Source organism: Sporosarcina ureilytica (genome assembly GCF_001753205.1).
In the GTDB taxonomy this organism is placed as follows: Bacteria; Bacillota; Bacilli; order Bacillales_A; family Planococcaceae; genus Sporosarcina; species Sporosarcina ureilytica.
This window is the reverse complement of the sequence record NZ_CP017560.1, coordinates 852,418-872,509: the sequence shown is the minus strand read 5'-3', so window position 1 is coordinate 872,509 and position 20,092 is coordinate 852,418. Positions and strand designations below refer to the sequence as shown.

Sequence of the window (20,092 nt, the reverse complement as noted above, 5' to 3'; positions counted from 1 at the left end):
TCTCTACCTTTCTGCCTTCAACTCCAAAATGGCATCCCTTAACTGAGCGGCCAATTCGAATTGTAAATCTTTCGCCGCGTCTTTCATTTCTTTTTCAAGAACCAGTAACATAGATTCTTTCTCTTCTGTCGTTAATTTCTTACCATGTGTGATTTTATCAAGATACGTTTCCCGTTCTTCCGCGACTTCCGTAGCACGAATTACTTCATGAATCTCTTTCCTAATCGTTTGCGGCGTAATCCCATGCTTTTCATTGTAAGCCTCTTGAATTTCACGACGTCTTTCCGTTTCACTAATGGCTTTTGTCATCGAATCCGTCATGCGATCGGCATACATAATGACATGCCCTTCTGAATTTCTAGCTGCTCGTCCAATCGTTTGAATTAACGAACGTTCCGAACGTAGAAACCCTTCTTTATCCGCATCGAGAATCGCAACGAGGGATACTTCTGGAATATCAATACCCTCTCTAAGTAAATTAATGCCTACAAGAACGTCATACGTACCAAGTCTTAACTCTCTAATAATTTCTATTCTTTCTAAGGTTTTTATTTCAGAATGAAGATATTGCACTTTTATCCCGATTTCTTTTAAATAATCCGTTAAATCTTCAGACATTTTCTTCGTTAACGTGGTAATGAGTACGCGTTCATTTCTTTCAATTCGCAAATTAATTTCATGCAACAAATCATCAATTTGTCCTTCAATTGGCCGAACATCTATTGTTGGATCTAATAAACCTGTCGGACGAATAATTTGTTCAATCATTTTCGGTGTGTGTTCAATTTCATATGGTCCCGGCGTGGCGGACACGTAAATCGCTTCACGAATTAGTTCCTCAAATTCCTCAAAACGAAGCGGGCGGTTATCTAACGCTGACGGTAGACGAAAACCGTGATCGACTAACACTTGCTTTCTCGCTTGGTCTCCATTAAACATCCCACGCACTTGTGGCAATGTGACATGACTTTCATCGACAACTAGGAGGAAGTCGTCCGGGAAGTAGTCAATTAACGTGTATGGTGCAGCGCCTGGGGGTCTCAGCGTTAAGTGCCGCGAGTAGTTTTCAATCCCCGAGCAAAAGCCCATTTCTTTCATCATCTCCAAGTCATAGCGCGTACGTTGTTCTAATCGCTGTGCTTCGAGTAACTTATTTTCACTTTTCATTTTCGCTAATTGCTCATCTAATTCTACTTCAATATTTTGAATTGCTTGTAACATTTTCTCTTCACCTGTGACGAAGTGGGAAGCCGGGAAAACAGCAACATGTTCCCTGTCGCCGATGACTTCTCCTGTTAACGCATCAACTTCACGAATGCGGTCTATTTCATCGCCAAAAAATTCAATGCGCATACAACGTTCATCTCGTGATGCAGGAAACAACTCCACAACATCACCACGTACGCGAAATGTGCCGCGCGTAAAATTTAAATCATTACGCGAGTATTGAATGCCAACAAATTTTCGTAGTAATTCATCCCGGCCAATTTCCATTCCCTTCCGAATCGATACGACCATATCCCGATATTCCTTTGGTGAACCAAGCCCATAAATGCACGATACCGAGGCAACGATAAGCACATCATTTCTTTCAAATAAAGCCGATGTTGCTGAGTGTCGCAACTTATCAATTTCATCATTCACACTTGCGTCTTTTTCGATATACGTATCTGTATGCGCAACATAAGCTTCTGGTTGAAAATAATCATAATAACTGACGAAATATTCTACAGCGTTATTTGGAAAAAATTCTTTAAATTCACTATACAATTGGCCTGCCAATGTTTTGTTATGTGCCATCACTAAGGTCGGTTTATTAATTTCTTTTACAACATTCGAGACCGTAAATGTTTTTCCTGTCCCCGTCGCACCAAGTAATGTTTGGTGTCTTTCTCCACGATTAACCCCTTCAATCAATTGTTGAATCGCCACTGGTTGATCTCCAGCAGGAGAATATGGAGCTTGCAAATTAAAATTTTCCACTCGGCAATCCCTCCAAATCATAAGTAGTTGTATTTTATCACATTCCCCTATTTAAAACGAGCAAAAAGAGAACGTACGTTTCAGAACGAATTGCTACACGAAAAAACGCTGCTATTTCCCTTATAGCAGCGTTTTTTCTTTTATTTTACTTCCCTAAAATCGGATAACTTTTCCGCATACAAATGGAACTTCTGTTCATCTCGATGATCAAGTGCATCATCAATTAATTTTACAATTCTTCCTCTAGTTTGTTCACGGTGAAGACGATTCAAAAACATGTCCATGTAAATTTCGTTCAACAGTTTTTCAGCGTAGACGGATGATCGATTTCTACCAACGACTTTCATGAATTCGGCATATGAATATTTCTTCTCCATTCAACTCACCCCTGATGCCTTTTTATTATTATATATAAAAATGCTTTCAAGTTGCAAGGTTTTTTAGAATGTTCTATTTAATTAAATTAATTCTTTCAATCAATTAACTAAACATGGAAAGAAAAGACTTATTCTTTTTCTTTTGTCGAACGAATCGTAAATTCTGACACAATGATAATGATTAAAAAGAGCATGACAACCGTCATAGACCATCCAAAAGCGAATAAGCCAATCATCATAATAAATAGCGCTTGAATCCATTGGACACCACGAACCGTTTGTTGAATTGCGCTCCGTCTAGCAATCGGCGGTTCTGGAAATAACATATCCATACGAAATTCATCGCCCGAACGTAATGCATAAATAAGCTGAATCGATGAAGCGAATGCAAGGGCGCCCACGAAAATAAGTAAAGCGATTGGGATTGAAATGAAATAAGTCCCGAACATTGCTATAACAGTTAATCGAACCCAAAGCCAAAATATATCATCTGTTCGGAAAAAAGTTCGACGGATAAGAAATTGTTGTGATTTCGTTCGGCCAAATGTCGGTGATTGCATCATAAACCCGAGCCATCTTCTCCGGCTAATCGCTCCTTTTAAATGAGGTACATCGGTAAAATAATTGGCAAATCGATAAAATCGCATCATGCGATTTTGCTCTAATGTAATGAAATGGTCATACGGAAATGGTTTTTGCATTTTTTGCTTACGCCAATAGGCCATATAGATTCCCATTACGACTGCCGGAATTAAAATCAAATACAAATAAGGGCTTAACCATAAATAAATAAAAACGGTAGCAATTACAAACCGAATCAGCCTATCAGTCCATACACCCACTCCCGCTCGGGCATAGTGCACCGAAAACTCTGTTTCAACAAAAAGCCATTTCAACACCACGATAAATACTGCCAACCATAGAAGAACAGCCCCCGTTGCAGTCTCCGTTGCCGAAAGCAATGGCAACGCAACGATGTACAATACTAACGGCAATGGGATTTGAGAAAATGTTGACCATTTGAGTGCTTTCCCTAAATAGTGTGGAAGTTGCGTTTCTAACGGTAAGAAGAATACGATATCAGCCGGCTTTAACAACGTAACTGGTGGTGAATAAACGAGTGCTCCGCTAATGACGAGAGCTGTTAAAATAGCCGCAGGAAAATCGACCGACACTTCTTTCAACCATTCACTATATGCATAACCGCCGGCACCTATCGTAAAAACAAGTACAATTGCTAAGTGTCCCGTAAAAATATATTGCATGTACTTTTGAAATTCACGCATATAGTCAAAAAACCGGGCGCCCCACATTTCACGAAAATTGTTCATTGGCATCGTCCTCAGTCATTGCAATATATAAATCGTCTAGAGACGCGCTAGGCTTCCCAAAAGCCGCCCGCAGCTCGTCCATCGTCCCTTGTGCGCGCACCCTTCCTTCATGCAATAAAATGATTCTGTCACAATATCTTTCCGCGGTAGATAAAATATGTGTTGACATGAGCACAGACGCCCCTTCTTTTTTACGCGAGGACATCTGTTCCAAGAGCGATTTAATTCCAATCGGATCTAACCCTACAAACGGTTCATCAATAATATAGAGGGATGGATTCACTAGAAACGCACACATAATCATTACTTTTTGGCGCATTCCTTTAGAAAAATGAGCTGGGAACCAACGCAACCTTTTTTCCATCATAAATTCTTTCAATAAAGCCTCAGACCGTGCTTCAAATGATTCCTTATCTAGTCCATACGCCATTGCGGTCAGTTCAAGATGTTCTCTGAGTGTCAATTCTTCATATAGAATTGGGGTTTCTGGAATGTATGAAAAAGACTGTCGATACTTTTCCGGGTCTTCATTGAACGTTACGCCATTCACTTGAATCTCACCGCTATGCGGGTTCATCAACCCGATAATATGTTTAATCGTCGTACTTTTTCCGGCTCCATTCAAACCGATCAGTCCTACAAGCTCTCCTTCGTTAATTTCAAATGATAAGTCGTGTAATACTGGCTTTCGTGTATAACCGCCTGTTACATTGTCTAATTTTACAATTGGCATGTCCAAATCCTCCATTCTTCTTTATATCCTACCAAAAATAATAAACGATTACTTTCTTTTGATCATCGAACCAATTCCATAATTAACCTTACTACACTAAATTCCTAACGGCTCCAATCAACGGGCAACTCTACATTAATGACAAACTGCAAGAAAGTATCATTCCGTTTTGTTACATAAAGTAAGTTAGTCAATTTCATAATCCAATCTTTTCGCTGCGTAGTTAAGTTAAACAGTTCTCAAATATATATTGTATCAGCTTAGCGATTTTAGGAAATTATGCAATTGACTCAAGTAATTATGAATTGGATTACATCACCATTTTTAGAAAATATGCTACAATTAGCTAAATGATGAAAGGAAGTGTTCAAATGACAAGCTGTATTTTTTGTCAAATCATTGAGGGCGCTGTACCAAGCGCGAAAATTTATGAAGATGAGCATGTCTACGCATTTATGGATATTATGCCTGTTACAAAAGGACATGTATTACTCATCCCTAAAAAGCATATCGAAAATATTTATGACTTCTCAGCTGAAGAAGCAGCAAATCTATTTGCGGCAGCGCCTAAAATTGCAAACGTACTAAAAGATGAATTCAGACCAGCAGGCATGAACTTACTCCAAAATAACGGTGCGCCAGCTGGACAATCTGTCTTCCATTATCACTTACACTTTATCCCACGTTATGACGAAACAGACGGATTCGATTTGTCTACTTGGGAATCAAAACAGAGAGAATTTACGCCAGATAAAATTCAAGAACTTGCCGAAGGAATCCGTGCGAAATTAGATCAATAAACATTTTGCTAAATAAGCAACTGTTTTATTTGCCCCTCATCAAAATGCGTGGTTTAATTAAACTAGTAATAGGTATACCAAATGTAAAGAAAGAGGTGCAAATTATCTATGAAAGCATCAACTTTTTTCCTCGGCCTCGCAACTGGCGCAGTCGCCGCTGCGGTTACAGTTCTATATTCCACTCCGAAATCTGGAAATGAAATCAGATCAACTGTCAAAAACGCTAGTTCGGATTGGAAAGGAACATTTAATGATATTAAAGTAAAAGTAAACAATTTGAAAGGTTCTGTTGCTGATTTAGCACAGGATGCAAAAGAGCAAGTCCCTGAAGCCATTGATGGGCTTAAACAATCTTTCGATAAATGGCAAGGGTCAAAACTACCGACCGAGAAAAGACTTGAAAGAGATCTAACAGCAATTCAAGACGCGCTAGATAGCTTAGAGAAATCCATTATCGCGCATCAAAAATAACATATTTAAAGTCACACACTACCTTAGAGATACGATTCTTATAGATTCGTATCTCTTTTTTCACTGCTTTTTATAAGGGCTTTTTCCACCAAAATGCGCATCACTATATAATTGAAGTGAATAAGTAATTATTATGATATGTTTATCATAAAAGAAAAAGGACAACACTAAGAGAGCAATTGTCTGCACCACATGATTAATTAAGTATTTTTAAGCGAATAAAAGATTTTTGCAATTCTTACTTCTTTTCCTTTGTTTTCTTGCTATAATGAGAGAAACACTCTAATGAAAGAAATACTTTTGGGAAAGCGGGTGCCTAGTATGTCAGAAGAAAAATACTCCTTGAAAGAAGCAATGATTTACAGCCAGCGCGTCGCACAACTATCGAAAGCGCTTTGGAAAGCCGTTGAAAAAGATTGGCAGAAATGGATAAAGCCTTATGATTTAAATATTAACGAACACCATATTTTATGGATTTCGTATCATTTGCAAGGAGCCACCATATCCGACGTCGCAAAGTTTGGTGTCATGCACGTCTCCACTGCCTTTAACTTCTCTAAAAAACTAGAGGAGCGCGGTTACCTTCGATTTTATAAAAAAGAAGAAGACCGTCGTAACACATATGTAACCGTCACGGATGAGGGAGAAAAACTCATTTTGGAAATGAATGAAAATTATTACCGTACGGAGCATGGCGTTCTAGAAGGCTCACTCCCAATAAAAGATCTTTACGGAAAATTCCCGGAACTCCTCGAAGTCATGTCTGTCGTGCGCAACATTTACGGTGATGACTTTATGGAAATCTTCGAACGTGGATTCGATAATCTAGAAAAAACTTTCGATGAAAGGGATGTACCTTCAACAAATATTGAAGCTGCCAAAGTGGAGTCTGTTTTGTAAGTGTTCAATATTCCATTCTACATTAAATTCTGTTATCATAACGAGTAGATGATTAAAGGAGGGGAAAATCTTGATCCTTGTTATTACAGTTTTGTTTTCATTATTTTATTTGTACCAAATCAACAGAATGACTTATGCACTTTGCGAATCAAGGGAAATCCCCGAAGAAAAGCAATCAAAAATATACGGAACTGTCAACGTACTTGTAACAATTTTAATTTTATCATTTTTTGTTGAAGTTTTTCTAGCTACATAATAAAAAGTCCATCACCCTATTTTCGGGAATGGACTTTTTTTATTAGGCTTCCTTTGATTTTTATTGCCGCAAATTACTTTTTGCCCTAAGTCACTTGCTCAATAAACCACCTAATTCATATTAGTATAAAAAAGTTGCACCGACGATAATTAATAAAATGAACAACACCACGATTAGCGCAAATCCGGATCCGGATGAACCTTGGCAATATCCGCTCATGGGAGCACCCCCTCTCTCACTGTATCCTATGCACTCAGTTACTATGGTTTTTAGGCACATAGCCAATATTCTATTTTGTTTTCAATCTGACTTTTATGTTATATTATCAACTGTTGGGTTGAATCATAAGACGGGATTTTCTTAGTTTCATATATATTTATAAAAAAGACGTTAGTGAAACTCCATCCCTATCTCCAACTTTATGGAGGTAGGGATTTCTTTCACCAACGTCTTTTATTGTACAACCTAGAATTTTTCGCTACAGCAATCCGTTATTTTGACTCATTCAATATAATTGTTTAAATGCGGAAATTTATATAATTACAAGCACAGCTTTCGCGGGTTTTCACTGTCTACTTATTCAAATGTCGGCTTATAAAATGAGCGATTCTCTAATGGGAATATTCTTTCCGTAAATTCGCCCGGCTTAGCTTGACCAAGTGCACGGTCTAGCATATTCATTTTTGCATCGATATTGTCGATGTAATGAAGCATTTCCGCCTCTTTTAACATTGGACGTTTCGGGCTTCCCCACTCTTCTTTACCATGATGCGATAACACCATATGTTGTAGCAACATCACTTCTTCGCCTTCGATGCCCAATTCTTCTGCTGCTTTCTCGATTTCATTGACCATAATTGTGATGTGTCCCAGTAAATTTCCTTCTACCGTATACTGCGTACCAATTGGACCGGACAATTCAATGACCTTCCCAACATCATGTAAAATAATGCCTGCGTACAATAAATCTTTATTTAAGGAAGGATATAGTTCAGCAATTGCCTTTCCTAAGTTCAACATCGAAACGACGTGATCGATTAAGCCAGACACATAGTCATGATGATTTCTTGTAGCAGCAGGATACGTTTTGAATGCTGCTTCATGTTTTTTCAATAAATGCCTTGTAATTCGTTGTATTTGTGGATTTTTCATTTCAAAAAAGAATGCCATTAGTTCTTCAAATAATACTTCTTTACTTTTTTCAGAGGATGGAATTAAGTCAGCAATCGTCACACCTTCTTCTTCTTTAGCCGGACGAATGGCTTTAATACGCAGTTGATTTTTTCCGCGATATTCGTGAATATCTCCACCAACTCTCACAATCGTTCCCGCGCAATACATTTCTACATGGGCATCTGTCGTATCCCATAACTTCGCCTCTAAATCTCCACTCTTATCTTGTAAAATGACCGTCATAAAAGGACTGCCTTTTGTCGTAATGCCTTTTGTCGCTTGTTTAATCATTAAATATAAATCGACTGATTCTCCTACTTGATAGTCCAGTAATTTTTTCATCACATATTCGCCCCCTGTTTGCTTCCAATCGCGGAAACATTAATAGCTGTTGCTTCTTGCCAATGATTCTTCATCTCTTCGTGGCAAGTAAAATAAATGAATTGATGTTCTTTTAATTGGTCCAGTACTTTAATTATATGCGAAAGTCGACATTCATCAAAGTGAACAAATGGATCGTCCATAATAATTGGAAAAGGTGCGGTCTCAAAAATGGATGCGGCAAGTGCTAATCGTAGTGAGATATACGCCTGTTCTTTCGTCGCTTGGCTTAGCTCAACAATTGGAAAATGCATACCCGCTTTAGATACAACTTCAAAATAACCTTGTTCTGTAATGACCATCGACTCATACTGTCCGCCTGTTAATTTTTTAAATAGCTGTTCTGCTTCTTTTAATACATATGGGAATTTCTTCTCTTTTAAGTCGTTCATCATTTGCTGGATTGCTGCAGCAAGGGCTTTTTGGGAGGCCCACTTCCTTGCAAGCTCCATAAATTGTGCACGTTCTACTTCAAATTGTTGTTGAAGGTTTCCATAAGTGTCATCCGTCAGCAATTCATTTGTTTGATTGACAAGGGTCGCTTTTTCATCGATTAACTCATTGTACTGTTGTTCGATTTCCTCGATCGACTTTTTCGTTTGAATCAATGCTTTTTCTATATCTGCATCCATGCAAGCAGGGTCAATTTCTACCTCGCCATTGACAGCTAATTGCAGTTCAATATTCACAAGTTGTTCTTGAAGTGCTTCTTTATCACGTTGCATCTTGTTTGCATGGTAAAACGCTTCTTCCGTTTCAACTTGAGCATCCTCAAATAATGTTTGTTTATGCGTATTGAGCAAACTGACAAGTGCTTTTACTTCCTGTAACTCTTTTTCTAATTGTTCTTTTCTCTTCACTTGTACCTGCTGGCGTTTTATCCCTTGTGTCAACTCATGATACGCTTTTCGAATAAATTCATATAATGCTTCTTGCGGGATAGATTGTTGCAAAACACGCTCACTTTCTATAAGTCGATGTTGAATTTGTTCCGCTAAACGTTGTTGTTCGATATCAATATTTTCCATTTGGCGAATCGCTTCTTGCGTGTCACGAATCATGCGGAAAAGTTCAGGTATAATGCTGGCTGACGGCAATCCATCAATGCCATACTCGGCCAAAAAAGACTGTAATAACGCCTCGGTTTGAATGCTCTTCTCCTCTAGCTCGCGATAAGTTACTTCTAAATGATACGCATCCTGTTCAGCATTGGCCAAATTCTCTTCCAGTTGGTGCTTATGTTTTTCATATGTTTCAACGTGCGAAAGAATCGATTCGATTTCATTCTCTTGTCCTTCATAAGTCGAGATAATCACTTGCATTTCTTCTAATTGAGGATCTTTTGTTTGTCTTTTCATTAAAAAAAAGGCAATACCTGAAATAAGGACACTTATGAATAAAATTCCATACTGCTCCGAAAACATGCCGTACCCTGCTAATAAAAGCGTAAAGGCAAGAATTGCTATCCCAAAATTTTTGGAGGAATTTTGTTGCTGTTCATTTAATGTGACATAAGCTTTTGCCTCGGCCACCCGTTGACGAATTTTCGGCCACGCTTCCGCTTTTCTAACATCCTCTTCTGAAGGAGGTGTTAATAACTGCACTCTTTCCTTCATGCCTTCAATTTCTTCTCGCAACTTTTGAAGTTCGGCTTCTACATTTCCAAGTTCCTGATGATACGTTTTCATGTTTTCTAGCAACTCATACATTTCCTCTTCTTTTCGAATGGAAACGTCTGCTTGTAAAAGCCCCATTACTTCCCCATCTGTTTGAATACCAAGCCGCGATAGCAATCGTTCTTTCCGTTTCTTCACCTGTTCGTAATCACTTTTCAAAGCAGATAACGCGGAAAGCCAACGATGCCATTCGGACTCCATTGCGACCAATCGCTCCAAATTGGCAAACTTTTCTTCTTCCACTTTTTCCGATAATACTTCTTCTATCTTTTCAATTTCCCGTTCAATACTGATGTATGACGCTTCTGCATCCGCAAGTTTATTCACAAATGACTCATAGCGTTCCATTCCGTCCGTTGGAAAACGAAGGTCTTTCACAGACTTATATTGATGTTCAAGGGTTCGCTTTTTTAAATAAAGCGGTAAAACTTGCCGCTTTACTGTTAACTCCCCAACTTGGTCATTATACTCCTTTTTCTGTTCTCGTAACACCATCAATTGTTCATCAATTTCTTTAATTCGACGAATGGCTGGCGCATAATTTTCAAGCTTTTTTTGTTCTTCTTGGAGCTGAGTTTCCAATGTCCGAAGTTCGCTTAACTTCGCATTAATCGCTGGATTTCTACCATTTTTCTTAAATAGTAAATCCATTTCTCTTTCCATCTTTGCTTCAACTTTCAATAAATCGTCAACACCCGTAGTCCCCGAAGCGAGGAGCGTACGACTCAATTCGTGTTCATCCATTTTCTCAAAACCTTGAAGTTGTAAAAGCGAAAAAGCAAAAATAGACTCAAACGAAGCACGATCATATTGCCTAAGCAGTTTATTTAACGCTTCCTGCTCACCTTTCTCTCCGTTTTCAAAATACACGGTTACATCTCCAGCTGATTTTCCACGAATTCGTTCTACAATACACTTTCCATATAATTTGTCATCAAGATGAACTTGCCCACCGTATCTTCCACCCGACTTCGGCTCATAGCGTAAAAGCGGACTATTTCGAGCAGGAAAGCCAAATAAAATATGTAAAATGAATTGCTGAATCGTCGTTTTTCCTGCCTCGTTATGTCCATAAAGTACGTTCATCGTCGGGCCAAGTTCAATCGTCACGTTTTCATGTTTCCCAAAACCATAAATGACTAACTTATCAATTTTCAAGAGCTATCTCACTTCCTTTCTGACAGTTCGGCAATCAGTTGTTTTTCTGCTTCAGCTTGAATGTCAATGAAGTCATCTTCCGTTAATCGTTCCAAGTATTTGAGGCTTCGTGCATGTTGATAAACGTCTTGTAATACGTCTTGCCATTGTTCCGATGTCCAACTTTCCATTGTTGATATAATTGGGTTCATGAGCGTCTCAGTGACATCATGATTTATAAATGTTCGCTCGTAACTTATACGGCTAATCCAAACAAAAGGCTCTAGCTCTTGCAAAAATTCACGTAATGTCATTAACCATTCTTCATCAGTAGATTGTTTAAATAATTCCGCCGCATCTTCATCAATATCTATCATTTGAAGTTCTATAATGGCTGCACCTTGTTTTGCTTGGAAGGCGTCTAATGCTGTTGTACAAACCTCAAACCATTGCCCTGCATGTTTAACACCCGCACAAGAAATCGGTAGTTGCTCAAATACAATAGTGGAGGCAGGAACAAATTCGAGTTGTGCATCTTCTTTTGAAAGCATCACTTCGTAAAATCCTTTCATGCCCCGTTCATTTCGATGTCGTCCTTGTAAATTACCTGGATACACAATTGGAGGTTCTTGATGAAGCTGTTGTCGTTTGTGAATATGGCCAAGTGCCCAGTAATCATAGCGCTTTGACAGCAATGCTTCTTTTGTAAAAGGTGCATAGACTGCATGGGATTCATCGCCCACTAGACTCCCATGTAATAAACCGATATGAATGCCTTCCGATGGTGCAACCGGATACTGTTCAACCATCGCTTCCCGAATATGACGTTCACCGTAACTAAAACCGTAAATATTCACCGTTTCTCCCCGAATCTTTAACGTTCGTGTTCCTACTTTCTCATCAAAAACATGAACGTTTTTCGGTAAATCAAACCTTGTCCAATTCCCTTTCAAATGGTCATGATTTCCGTAAGAAATCAATACAGGAATATCGGCAGCATCCAACTTTTTCATTCCTGTTTGGAACTTTAATTGAGCGCGTAGACTCCTGTCTTCCCCGTCATAAATATCACCAACAATGAGCACAAAATCTGGTTTCGTTTTGATCGCATGCTTTATTAAATTGGAAAAGGCCTCAAACGTACTATTCCTTAGTTGGTCGAACCGTTCTATTGGTAAACCGGTCATTCCTTTAAATGGCGTGTCAAGATGTAAATCAGCTGTATGTAAAAAACGAATCTTCGACAAAAGAATCCCTCCCCCTCGCACAACGAATATTTGTTCTTATTTTATCATAGATGGTTCGTTTCGTGAAACGCCTTCTATAACTGTTGTGTTTGTTTGGCGGAGGGAGGAATTCGCAAAAGAGGCAGCGGAGTTCGTGGTGAGGACGGAGTTCGAGGATCTGGGAGAGGATTTCACGAGGCGCGGGCTGAGAATTACAATACTTGATATAAAAAATCCACCTTCAGGCAAAGCAACAAGGCTTGTTCTTCTAGGTGGATTCATATTTGATTCATTATCATCCTAAAATTTTCCGAACGGGTTATTCTTTCCCAAGCTGAATCGCTTTTTTAACATCTTTCAACGAGCGTGATGGGCCATACATCAAGACGCCGCCTTTGTACACGCGCGCACCAAACCAGCCAAAGATAAAAATGGTAATGAGCATAATCGCAATCGATAATATTGGCTCCCACATCGGCAAGTCAAGCATCCCAACCCGTAAAAACATGACGAGTGGTGCGAAGAAAGGGATATACGATGTATACTTCAAGTACGCCAACTCAGGGTTGCCAATTCCCGCCGCTGCAAGCATAAACGCTATAATGATCAGAAATGTCATCGGCATAATCATTTGGTTTACATCTTCTGTACGACTGACGAGCGAACCTAAAAGTGCTGCAAGCGTTGCATATAAGAAATACCCAAGCAAAAAGAAGACGATCGCATAAATAATTGTCCCGACATCCAAGTTCGAAAAGCCAAAAAACATGAATAAGCCGTCAACCATATCTGCTGAAGTAGTTTTCAATGCGATAAAAGCCGAAGCTCCGAGCAGTGCCATTTGTAATAAACCAAGTGTACCAATGCCCAGTACTTTGGCAAATAAATGTTTAACTGGTGACACACTCGAAATTAATATTTCCATCACACGTGAAGATTTTTCTGTGGCCACTTCCATTGCAATCATATTAGAATAAAAAATGACCGCAAAGTAGATTAAGAACATCAATACATAAACAAGCCCGCGCGCTTGATTTAACTCTTCTTCAGACTTTGCAGAAGGCGAGAGGGAATGTGTTTCAAATTGAACCGGTGTAAATAATGTTTGCACTTGCTCCCCTGTCAAGGAAAGTTCTGCTGCTTTCATTTCCGTTTGGATGGATTGAAGCGCATCTTCAATCATCATGGGAAGCATAAATTCCATTGAACTCATTGTGTAATAAGTGGATTCGATTGTATTGTCGGCTGTTAAATCAATCACAACTAACGAGTCAATTTCATCGTTTCTCACTTCCTCGATTAAGGCCTCTCTATCTTTTGTACTTAAATTCAACGTAACTTCTGACTCATTAAGCATAAATTGTGCTTCTAAACTTTCAAATACTTGGCCACTTTCATCAAAGACATATAAAATCTCTTCAGAACTCTCGCCACCAATCTTTTTAACTGTATCAATAATCGAAGTCATGTTGGCTAATAAAAAAATACCGGCAATCATAATCGCAGTCGTAATTATAAACGACTTCGTTTTTCCCTTCGTGACGAATGCCTGCTTGAAAATCAGCATAAATTCACGCATGTACGTTCCCCACCTTTTCAATAAAAATATCTTGCAAGGATGGTTCTTCAATGGCAAAATGACGAACTGCACCGAATTGTAATGCAGCTTCCAAAAGCGAATGAGCTACTTGTTCTGTTTCGACTTGAAAGACAGCACCTTCAATTGACTTTTGTATTGAAGTAACCCCTACAATATTGGCAAGTGAAGATAAGTCATATTCCGAGTGGATTCGAACATTTTGCTTGCCGAATGATCGCTTTACTTCTCGTAATGAACCATTCACAACTTGTTTTCCATGATGAATAATGCTTAACTGTTCACATAACTCTTCAACGTGATCCATGCGGTGACTTGAAAAAATGATTGTCGCACCGTTGTTTCTAAATTCGAGAATTGCATTTTTCAGCATCTCAACGTTAACAGGGTCTAATCCTGAAAACGGTTCGTCTAATATGAGCAATCGTGGCTGATGTATAAGCGAGGCGATGACTTGAATTTTTTGTTGATTTCCTTTGGATAGTTCTTCTACCTTTTTATTCGCATAATGAGGGATTTCCATTCTCTCCAACCATTGTTTCAATGCAGCTTTCGCATCTGCTTTTTTCATGCCTCTTAATTGCCCTAGGAAAATCAACTGATCTTCAACTTTCATTTTTGGATAAAGGCCTCTTTCTTCCGGCAAATAGCCAATTTCCGGGCTAGTCGCATAGGAAATGGCTGAATCATTCCACGTAATTCTTCCTTCATTTGCATTTAATAAGCCTAAAATCATTCGAAACGTTGTCGTTTTTCCAGCTCCATTCGCGCCTAAAAATCCATACATCGTTCCTTGTTCAACCGATAATGTTAAATTATCAACGGCTGTAAAATTACCAAAACGTTTCGTTACGTTCTCTAGTTGCAAACTCATGACAAATTTCCTCCCTTTCATCCATACTAATCATATACGAATTTCTATGATAGAAGTTTCAATTTTATTGCTGAATTAATGTTTAGTACGCTCAAAGCCGCTAAAATTATAGAAGAGATGAATTACATCAGCTACGTTCGGGCGAAAATAAAACTAACCGAAATTTGATTTGTGCTTAAGTCATGCATACTACTGGTAGTATCTACTTTACATTCGATGCGCGTCAAGCCGATTTTTCAAGTTCCATTTTAAAATATTTCATAGTATACTAAAAGCAGTCAATGAATGGGGGAGAGAAAATCATGAAAGTGTACAAACTAACAGCATACGAATCAAATGGAACTGTCGTTATGGATGAATCTGTTGAAGCTGCCAATGATGAAGAAGCAAAAGTAAAAGGACATGCGATTCTTGAGGAAAAAAACCTACTCGAATCTACGCATCGTCTCGCATCTCCAACCGGGAAACTGATCCTATTTCATAGCTAATGTTTTTGGTACCGACACAATTTTCGAGAGATTTTTTAAAAATTGCGTCGTGTGATTTTGATACATGTAAACTGATGATTAGAAGAGGTGTTGTTATGAAAATTGCTTTAATCGCCCATGACGAAAAGAAGAATGAGATGGTCAACTTTACCATTGCATACGAACATTTTTTTCAGAAGCAGGAGCTATATTCGACGGGCACAACGGGTAAAAGAATTATGGCCGAGACGAACTTAAATATTGAACGGTTAATGTCAGGGCCTTTAGGGGGCGACCAACAAATCGGGGCGATGATTGCAACGGATGACATCGATTTAATTATTTTCTTCCGCGATCCGCTCACAGCTCAACCCCACGAACCAGACGTAAGTGCTTTGCTGCGACTTTGCGATGTTTACCGAATTCCACTCGCAACAAATAGCGCAACCGCCGAGCTTCTTCTTAAGTCGATTGAAAGCGGCGATTTTGATTGGCGAAAACATATGAAAAAATAAAAAAATACCAGGTATATACTCGACAGTCACTCGGGTACATACTCGGTATTTTTGATTGATACAAAAACACCGAACACCTCCTAGTTAGATGGTGTTCGGTGTTTTTATTACTCCCCTACAAACACAGGCTTTCTTTTTTCAACGAAAGCTCTAATTCCTTCTATATGATCAGTTGTTTTCCGCATCGCAATTTGTGATTCACTTTCCAACTTAAGAATATTTTCGAGATCTGCGATTTTACCGTCGTGCAATATTTTCTTCGTTGCAATCATTGCTGCAATTGGCGATGCTAATAACTTTTCTGCATAAAGTTTACCAGCTTTTAATGCCTGCCCTTCACTGACAACTTCATCAGCTAAGCCGACTTCTAGCGCTTCTTTCCCTGGCATCACTTTCCCGGACCAAATGATTTTCTTCGCTTCTGGAACGCCCACACGTTCCTTTAAGAAAAAGTGTCCTGCCCCATCAGGCACTAAGCCGATTCCGATAAAGTTCATCGCTAACTTACTTTCTTCCTCTGCGATAATATAGTCGCATCCTAACACTAAGCTAAACCCTAATCCTGCCGCCGCACCATGGACAGTTGCAATTGTAATTTGCGGCAAACGATATAATGCTAGCGCTAAGCGAGATACGTCTAGCATCACTTTATCTATTTCCATCGGCCGCGTCGAATCTACCATTTTCTTAATATCCCCGCCTGCAGAAAATGCCCGTCCTTCCCCATGGATAAGCAATACTTGTACAGAATGGTCTTGCTGTAGTGCTTCAAAAGCATCTGCTAACTCCTTCATCATTACCTCATCCATCGCATTCATCGCATCCGGACGATTAAGCGTTAACTGCGCTAAACGCCCTTCTTTTTTTAATTTTATTGTCTGATATGACAATTCCCCCACCTCTTTCAAATAAATGAATAGTGATTCACTTAATACTATTCGACTTACTTAACTAAACTCCTTTATTTTTTGTTCCTAAAATAAAAAACTCTTTCATGCGGAGTATCATTTTTTTCCACATAAAAGAGTTTCATTCTCCTCACACTGGTTTTTCCACAGTCGGGAAAATCGCATCTAAGTGTGCTAATTTCTTCTCTATCGATTCTTCGTAAGTCATAATATACGCTGCTGGATCTTTCGGATTATAAAACTGTGTAATCTTCCCTGTTTCCGGGTGAATAAATTTACTCGAGGCTCCACAACCAACTCCAATAATCGTCTGCACTTCTTCCATAATGACGATATTGTATATACTTTCCTCACCTGGTTTTGAGTATCCCACATTTTCCAAGTTACCTAAGATATTTTTTTGACGATATAAGTAATAAGGATGGTAGCCGTTTTCAGCAGTCCATTTCTCACCGCGCTTCATCATTCGTTCCACCGTTTTGCGGTCCGCAACTTTATATCGCTCTCTATTTTGTGACATTGCAGATGCCCGCTTAAATGACAACGTATGAATTGTAAGCGACTCAGGCTGCATTTTCGCCGTTTCTTGCAAGGAATGTTCAAATTCTTCCATGCCTTCATTTGGCAACCCAATAATTAAATCCATATTAATGTTTTTCATACCCATATTTCTAGACAACCAAAACTTATCAATTGTCTCTTGAACCGTATGATGACGCCCAATTGCTTTCAGCGTTTCGTCTGTATAGGATTGTGGATTGACACTAATTCGGTCAATCCCCCACTTCTTCAACACCTCAATTTTCTCAGGCGTGATTGTATCTGGACGACCTGCTTCCACAGTGATTTCCCGCACTTTATCCATATTTGGGAATGAATCATACATCGTTTTGTATAAGGCATCCATTTCGTCAGCTTCAATGGAAGTTGGTGTGCCACCCCCAAAATAAATCGTCGTAATGGTCATATCCTTTTCCGTCAACCATTTCCCCATTTCACGAATCTCTTCATGCAAGCCATCTAAAAACGAATCCACACGCCCATTTGTCCGTCGGATGGCATACGCGGGAAACGTGCAATACGCACATTTCGTCGGACAAAATGGAATGCCGATATAAATACTCACTTCATTTTTCAACTCATATAAGTCGGGAACTGCTTTCTTTTGAATCGAAGCAATTTCAGCGAGCAACTCACTTTTTTCGCGAGACACACGGTAATTCGTCATGATATTTTTAATCGCTTCTTCTGAGCTAAATCCTTCTTGACGATATTTATGATAAAGCTTCATCGGACGAATGCCCGTCAATATCCCCCAAGACTGCGTCATCTCAGTTGCCTGTTCTAATACCTCCAAAAAGACATGTGAATGAACTCGCTTAAGTTGACGATTGATTAACCTTTGTTTTCCTTCAACTGCTAGTTCTGAAAACGTTGCGACAAATTCTGATCCATTCGCAATGAGTTTTGCCTGTCCAACAATTTCTCCATTCGGCTGATGATCAATTGTAAAATGAACATTCATCGCCTCGGGATTTTCTTCTGTTATGATTTCACATTGCTCGAAGAATAAATTCGCCAGATGCGCAAACATCCGAATCCAATCTTCCGCAAATGTAGCATTTACTTTTATTTTTTGCATATTTACCAACCTTCAACGTTGTAGTCTCAAACATTATACAAATACCCTCTACAAAAAAACAATAAAAAACCGGCAAGTGCCGGTTTTAGTTAACTATTATAGCTTCTCATAAAACTCTTGAACAGGTTTCATAAGTACACGGTTTACTTCTTCAAGAAGTCCGCTTAGTTTCATTTCTGCTTGAAGCATGTTCATAATTTTTTCATTGCCTTGTGCAAGTTGCGCAACTTTTTGTGCGTGCTCTAACTCATCGCCGCTAATTTCTTCACCTTGCATTTGTTTTTCTTGCATTTTCATTTGAACTTCACGGAAGTTTTTAAACATTGCTAGCGCTTCTTCATCAGCCGCTACAACGTCTACTGCTTCTTTTACTTCAGCAAATTCAGCAGTTTTTCTAAATGTCGCTTCTAGTCGGTTTAAATCGTCGTAAATATTTACTGTCATTTTGTAGTTCCTCCTAAGATAAGTTCGTTACAAAAACGATTAGGCCTTGTACGATTCCAATCGCTCCCCCGAGCACTGCACCAAGTACGGTAATCATTTTAAACTCTCTTCTTGAAATGCCGAGTACTAAATCTTCTAGTACTTCTACTGGGAATGAATCGACCTGTTCTCTAACCATATCATCTATTTTTAACTTACGTAAAGACTTTTCCAATTGTAATTCCGCTTGGTCAAACGCAAACCTTGTTAATGTTGGCGTCAAATTGACAGCTGTCCAGTTCGCCCCGTTTGGCCAATATGCGGATAATGGTTGTTGCAATCGTGCTTTCAATGCCATTTCTCTTCTCGCATACTCTGTTACGGAATTAAACAAGCCTTCCCAATCAAAATCCGTTAGTAGTTCTTCAATAGGACGTTTCTGCAGTTTTGCCCACTCATTTACAATTATCGTATTCAGCATCGTGAACGTGCCTGGCGCCGCAATAAACTTCAACGCTTCTCTCTGCACTTTGCTGACCAATTTATCGGACTCACCGAAAAACATATTCACCATACTTCCGAGTGTCCCTTTCGATGCAAGGAAATCATCGATTAGCTTTTGCAACATCGCCCTTCCTTCAGAAGATTGAAAATACCCATCGGCTTGCTGCAAAATATACGTTGTCACTTGTGGGATTTTCTTCTCCGCTTCTAAAAGCCACGCCTCCGGAAGCACTTCTTCAACAGTACCCGTCGTTAACCTTGTACGAACAGCTTCAAGCTGTTCATTTAGTACCGACAATGCTTTCTGCTCAGCTTTATCCGCGATATTCGTAGCACCTGCGAGTTCGAACCAATCTTGGATTGTTCGGTCAGATTCAAAAATATACGTTTCTAATTTCTCTTGAAGGAAATTCTCCGTCTTCTTTTCCATATCAGGTGTAAATAATTTTTTCTTAAATGTTTCAGGCGTTAATAAATAGTTCGTAACTGTTTTCCCTAATTGTCTCGCAAGTTCATCCCGCCGTTTCGGAATTAACCCTGGTGTAAAAGGAATACGCCACGAACCGATATATTTCGCTTCATGTGGCCGGAACAGCATTTTAATGGCCAAATGGTTCGTAAAACCGCCAATAAGTGCACCAATAAATGCCATAAATAACAATGTCCATAAAAAGTTCAATCGCTTCACCTTTTTCCGTGTCGTTTCGTTCCAATTATA

Annotated in this window: 20 protein-coding genes; 6 read left to right on the top strand and 14 right to left on the bottom strand. The window is 39.1% G+C overall.

The annotated features are described in order from the left end of the window. Window positions 1-3: 3 nt before the first annotated feature. The 4 genes from uvrB to BI350_RS04420 all read right to left on the bottom strand — a co-directional run bounded on the left by uvrB (window position 4) and on the right by BI350_RS04420 (window position 4,424). A complete protein-coding gene (uvrB, locus tag BI350_RS04435; protein WP_075527014.1) occupies window positions 4-2,004 on the bottom strand; it encodes an excinuclease ABC subunit UvrB in 2,001 nt (666 codons plus the stop codon). Between the two features lie 119 nt (window positions 2,005-2,123). Then, window positions 2,124-2,360: an IDEAL domain-containing protein gene (locus tag BI350_RS04430; RefSeq protein WP_075527013.1), complete on the bottom strand. Its 237-nt coding sequence runs from the start codon at window positions 2,358-2,360 to the stop codon at window positions 2,124-2,126. A gap of 128 nt (window positions 2,361-2,488) precedes the next feature. Next, complete coding sequence (locus BI350_RS04425) at window positions 2,489-3,691, bottom strand: ABC transporter permease (protein ID WP_075527012.1); 1,203 nt, start codon at window positions 3,689-3,691, stop codon at window positions 2,489-2,491. Continuing rightward, on the bottom strand, window positions 3,675-4,424 hold the full coding sequence (locus BI350_RS04420) for an ABC transporter ATP-binding protein (RefSeq protein WP_075527011.1): 750 nt from the start codon (window positions 4,422-4,424) through the stop codon (window positions 3,675-3,677). The genes BI350_RS04425 and BI350_RS04420 overlap by 17 nt, the downstream gene beginning before the upstream one ends. 371 nt (window positions 4,425-4,795) lie before the next feature. Here BI350_RS04420 and BI350_RS04415 point away from each other — a divergent pair, with 371 nt between their 5' ends. The 4 genes from BI350_RS04415 (at window position 4,796) to BI350_RS04400 (ending at window position 6,851) form a co-directional block, all read left to right on the top strand. Continuing rightward, window positions 4,796-5,224 (top strand): HIT family protein, encoded by a 429-nt coding sequence (locus BI350_RS04415; protein WP_075527010.1) that lies wholly within the window; start codon window positions 4,796-4,798, stop codon window positions 5,222-5,224. Window positions 5,225-5,332: 108 nt separating this feature from the next. Next, entirely contained in the window at window positions 5,333-5,695 is a 363-nt protein-coding gene (locus BI350_RS04410; RefSeq protein WP_075527009.1) for a YtxH domain-containing protein, read from the top strand. Window positions 5,696-6,016: 321 nt separating this feature from the next. Continuing rightward, entirely contained in the window at window positions 6,017-6,595 is a 579-nt protein-coding gene (locus BI350_RS04405) for an HTH-type transcriptional regulator Hpr (protein ID WP_075527008.1), read from the top strand. A gap of 70 nt (window positions 6,596-6,665) precedes the next feature. Further along, on the top strand, window positions 6,666-6,851 hold the full coding sequence (locus BI350_RS04400) for a hypothetical protein (RefSeq protein WP_075527007.1): 186 nt from the start codon (window positions 6,666-6,668) through the stop codon (window positions 6,849-6,851). Between the two features lie 120 nt (window positions 6,852-6,971). On the opposite strand, the gene BI350_RS16860 is transcribed toward BI350_RS04400, so the two are convergent. The 6 genes from BI350_RS16860 to BI350_RS04375 form a co-directional block, all read right to left on the bottom strand. Next, complete coding sequence (locus BI350_RS16860; protein ID WP_155767471.1) at window positions 6,972-7,070, bottom strand: YjcZ family sporulation protein; 99 nt, start codon at window positions 7,068-7,070, stop codon at window positions 6,972-6,974. 357 nt (window positions 7,071-7,427) lie between these two features. Continuing rightward, window positions 7,428-8,366, bottom strand: a complete 939-nt coding sequence (gene yhaM / locus BI350_RS04395) for a 3'-5' exoribonuclease YhaM (RefSeq protein ID WP_075527006.1) — start codon at window positions 8,364-8,366, stop codon at window positions 7,428-7,430. Further along, window positions 8,366-11,239 (bottom strand): ATP-binding protein, encoded by a 2,874-nt coding sequence (locus BI350_RS04390; RefSeq protein ID WP_075527005.1) that lies wholly within the window; start codon window positions 11,237-11,239, stop codon window positions 8,366-8,368. Before BI350_RS04390 ends, yhaM begins: the two co-directional genes overlap by 1 nt. Window positions 11,240-11,247: 8 nt before the next feature. Further along, on the bottom strand, window positions 11,248-12,465 hold the full coding sequence (locus BI350_RS04385; RefSeq protein WP_075527004.1) for a metallophosphoesterase family protein: 1,218 nt from the start codon (window positions 12,463-12,465) through the stop codon (window positions 11,248-11,250). 298 nt (window positions 12,466-12,763) lie between these two features. After that, entirely contained in the window at window positions 12,764-14,023 is a 1,260-nt protein-coding gene (locus BI350_RS04380) for an ABC transporter permease (protein ID WP_075527003.1), read from the bottom strand. Further along, complete coding sequence (locus BI350_RS04375; RefSeq protein WP_075527002.1) at window positions 14,016-14,915, bottom strand: ABC transporter ATP-binding protein; 900 nt, start codon at window positions 14,913-14,915, stop codon at window positions 14,016-14,018. Before BI350_RS04375 ends, BI350_RS04380 begins: the two co-directional genes overlap by 8 nt. A 302-nt stretch (window positions 14,916-15,217) precedes the next feature. Here BI350_RS04375 and BI350_RS04370 point away from each other — a divergent pair, with 302 nt between their 5' ends. Together BI350_RS04370 and mgsA are read left to right on the top strand one after the other, a co-directional pair. Beyond that, window positions 15,218-15,403, top strand: a complete 186-nt coding sequence (locus BI350_RS04370; RefSeq protein ID WP_075527001.1) for a YhzD family protein — start codon at window positions 15,218-15,220, stop codon at window positions 15,401-15,403. 95 nt (window positions 15,404-15,498) lie between these two features. After that, complete coding sequence (gene mgsA / locus BI350_RS04365) at window positions 15,499-15,897, top strand: methylglyoxal synthase (RefSeq protein WP_075527000.1); 399 nt, start codon at window positions 15,499-15,501, stop codon at window positions 15,895-15,897. A gap of 107 nt (window positions 15,898-16,004) precedes the next feature. Here mgsA and BI350_RS04360 read toward each other — a convergent pair whose 3' ends face one another. The 4 genes from BI350_RS04360 to BI350_RS04345 form a co-directional block, all read right to left on the bottom strand. After that, complete coding sequence (locus BI350_RS04360) at window positions 16,005-16,787, bottom strand: enoyl-CoA hydratase (protein WP_075526999.1); 783 nt, start codon at window positions 16,785-16,787, stop codon at window positions 16,005-16,007. A gap of 148 nt (window positions 16,788-16,935) precedes the next feature. Then, window positions 16,936-18,447 (bottom strand): coproporphyrinogen III oxidase, encoded by a 1,512-nt coding sequence (locus BI350_RS04355; protein WP_075526998.1) that lies wholly within the window; start codon window positions 18,445-18,447, stop codon window positions 16,936-16,938. 96 nt (window positions 18,448-18,543) lie between these two features. Then, a complete protein-coding gene (locus BI350_RS04350; RefSeq protein ID WP_075526997.1) occupies window positions 18,544-18,891 on the bottom strand; it encodes a YlbF/YmcA family competence regulator in 348 nt (115 codons plus the stop codon). A 13-nt stretch (window positions 18,892-18,904) separates the two neighbouring features. After that, on the bottom strand, window positions 18,905-20,062 hold the full coding sequence (locus BI350_RS04345) for a DUF445 domain-containing protein (RefSeq protein WP_342672201.1): 1,158 nt from the start codon (window positions 20,060-20,062) through the stop codon (window positions 18,905-18,907). Window positions 20,063-20,092 lie beyond the last annotated feature (30 nt).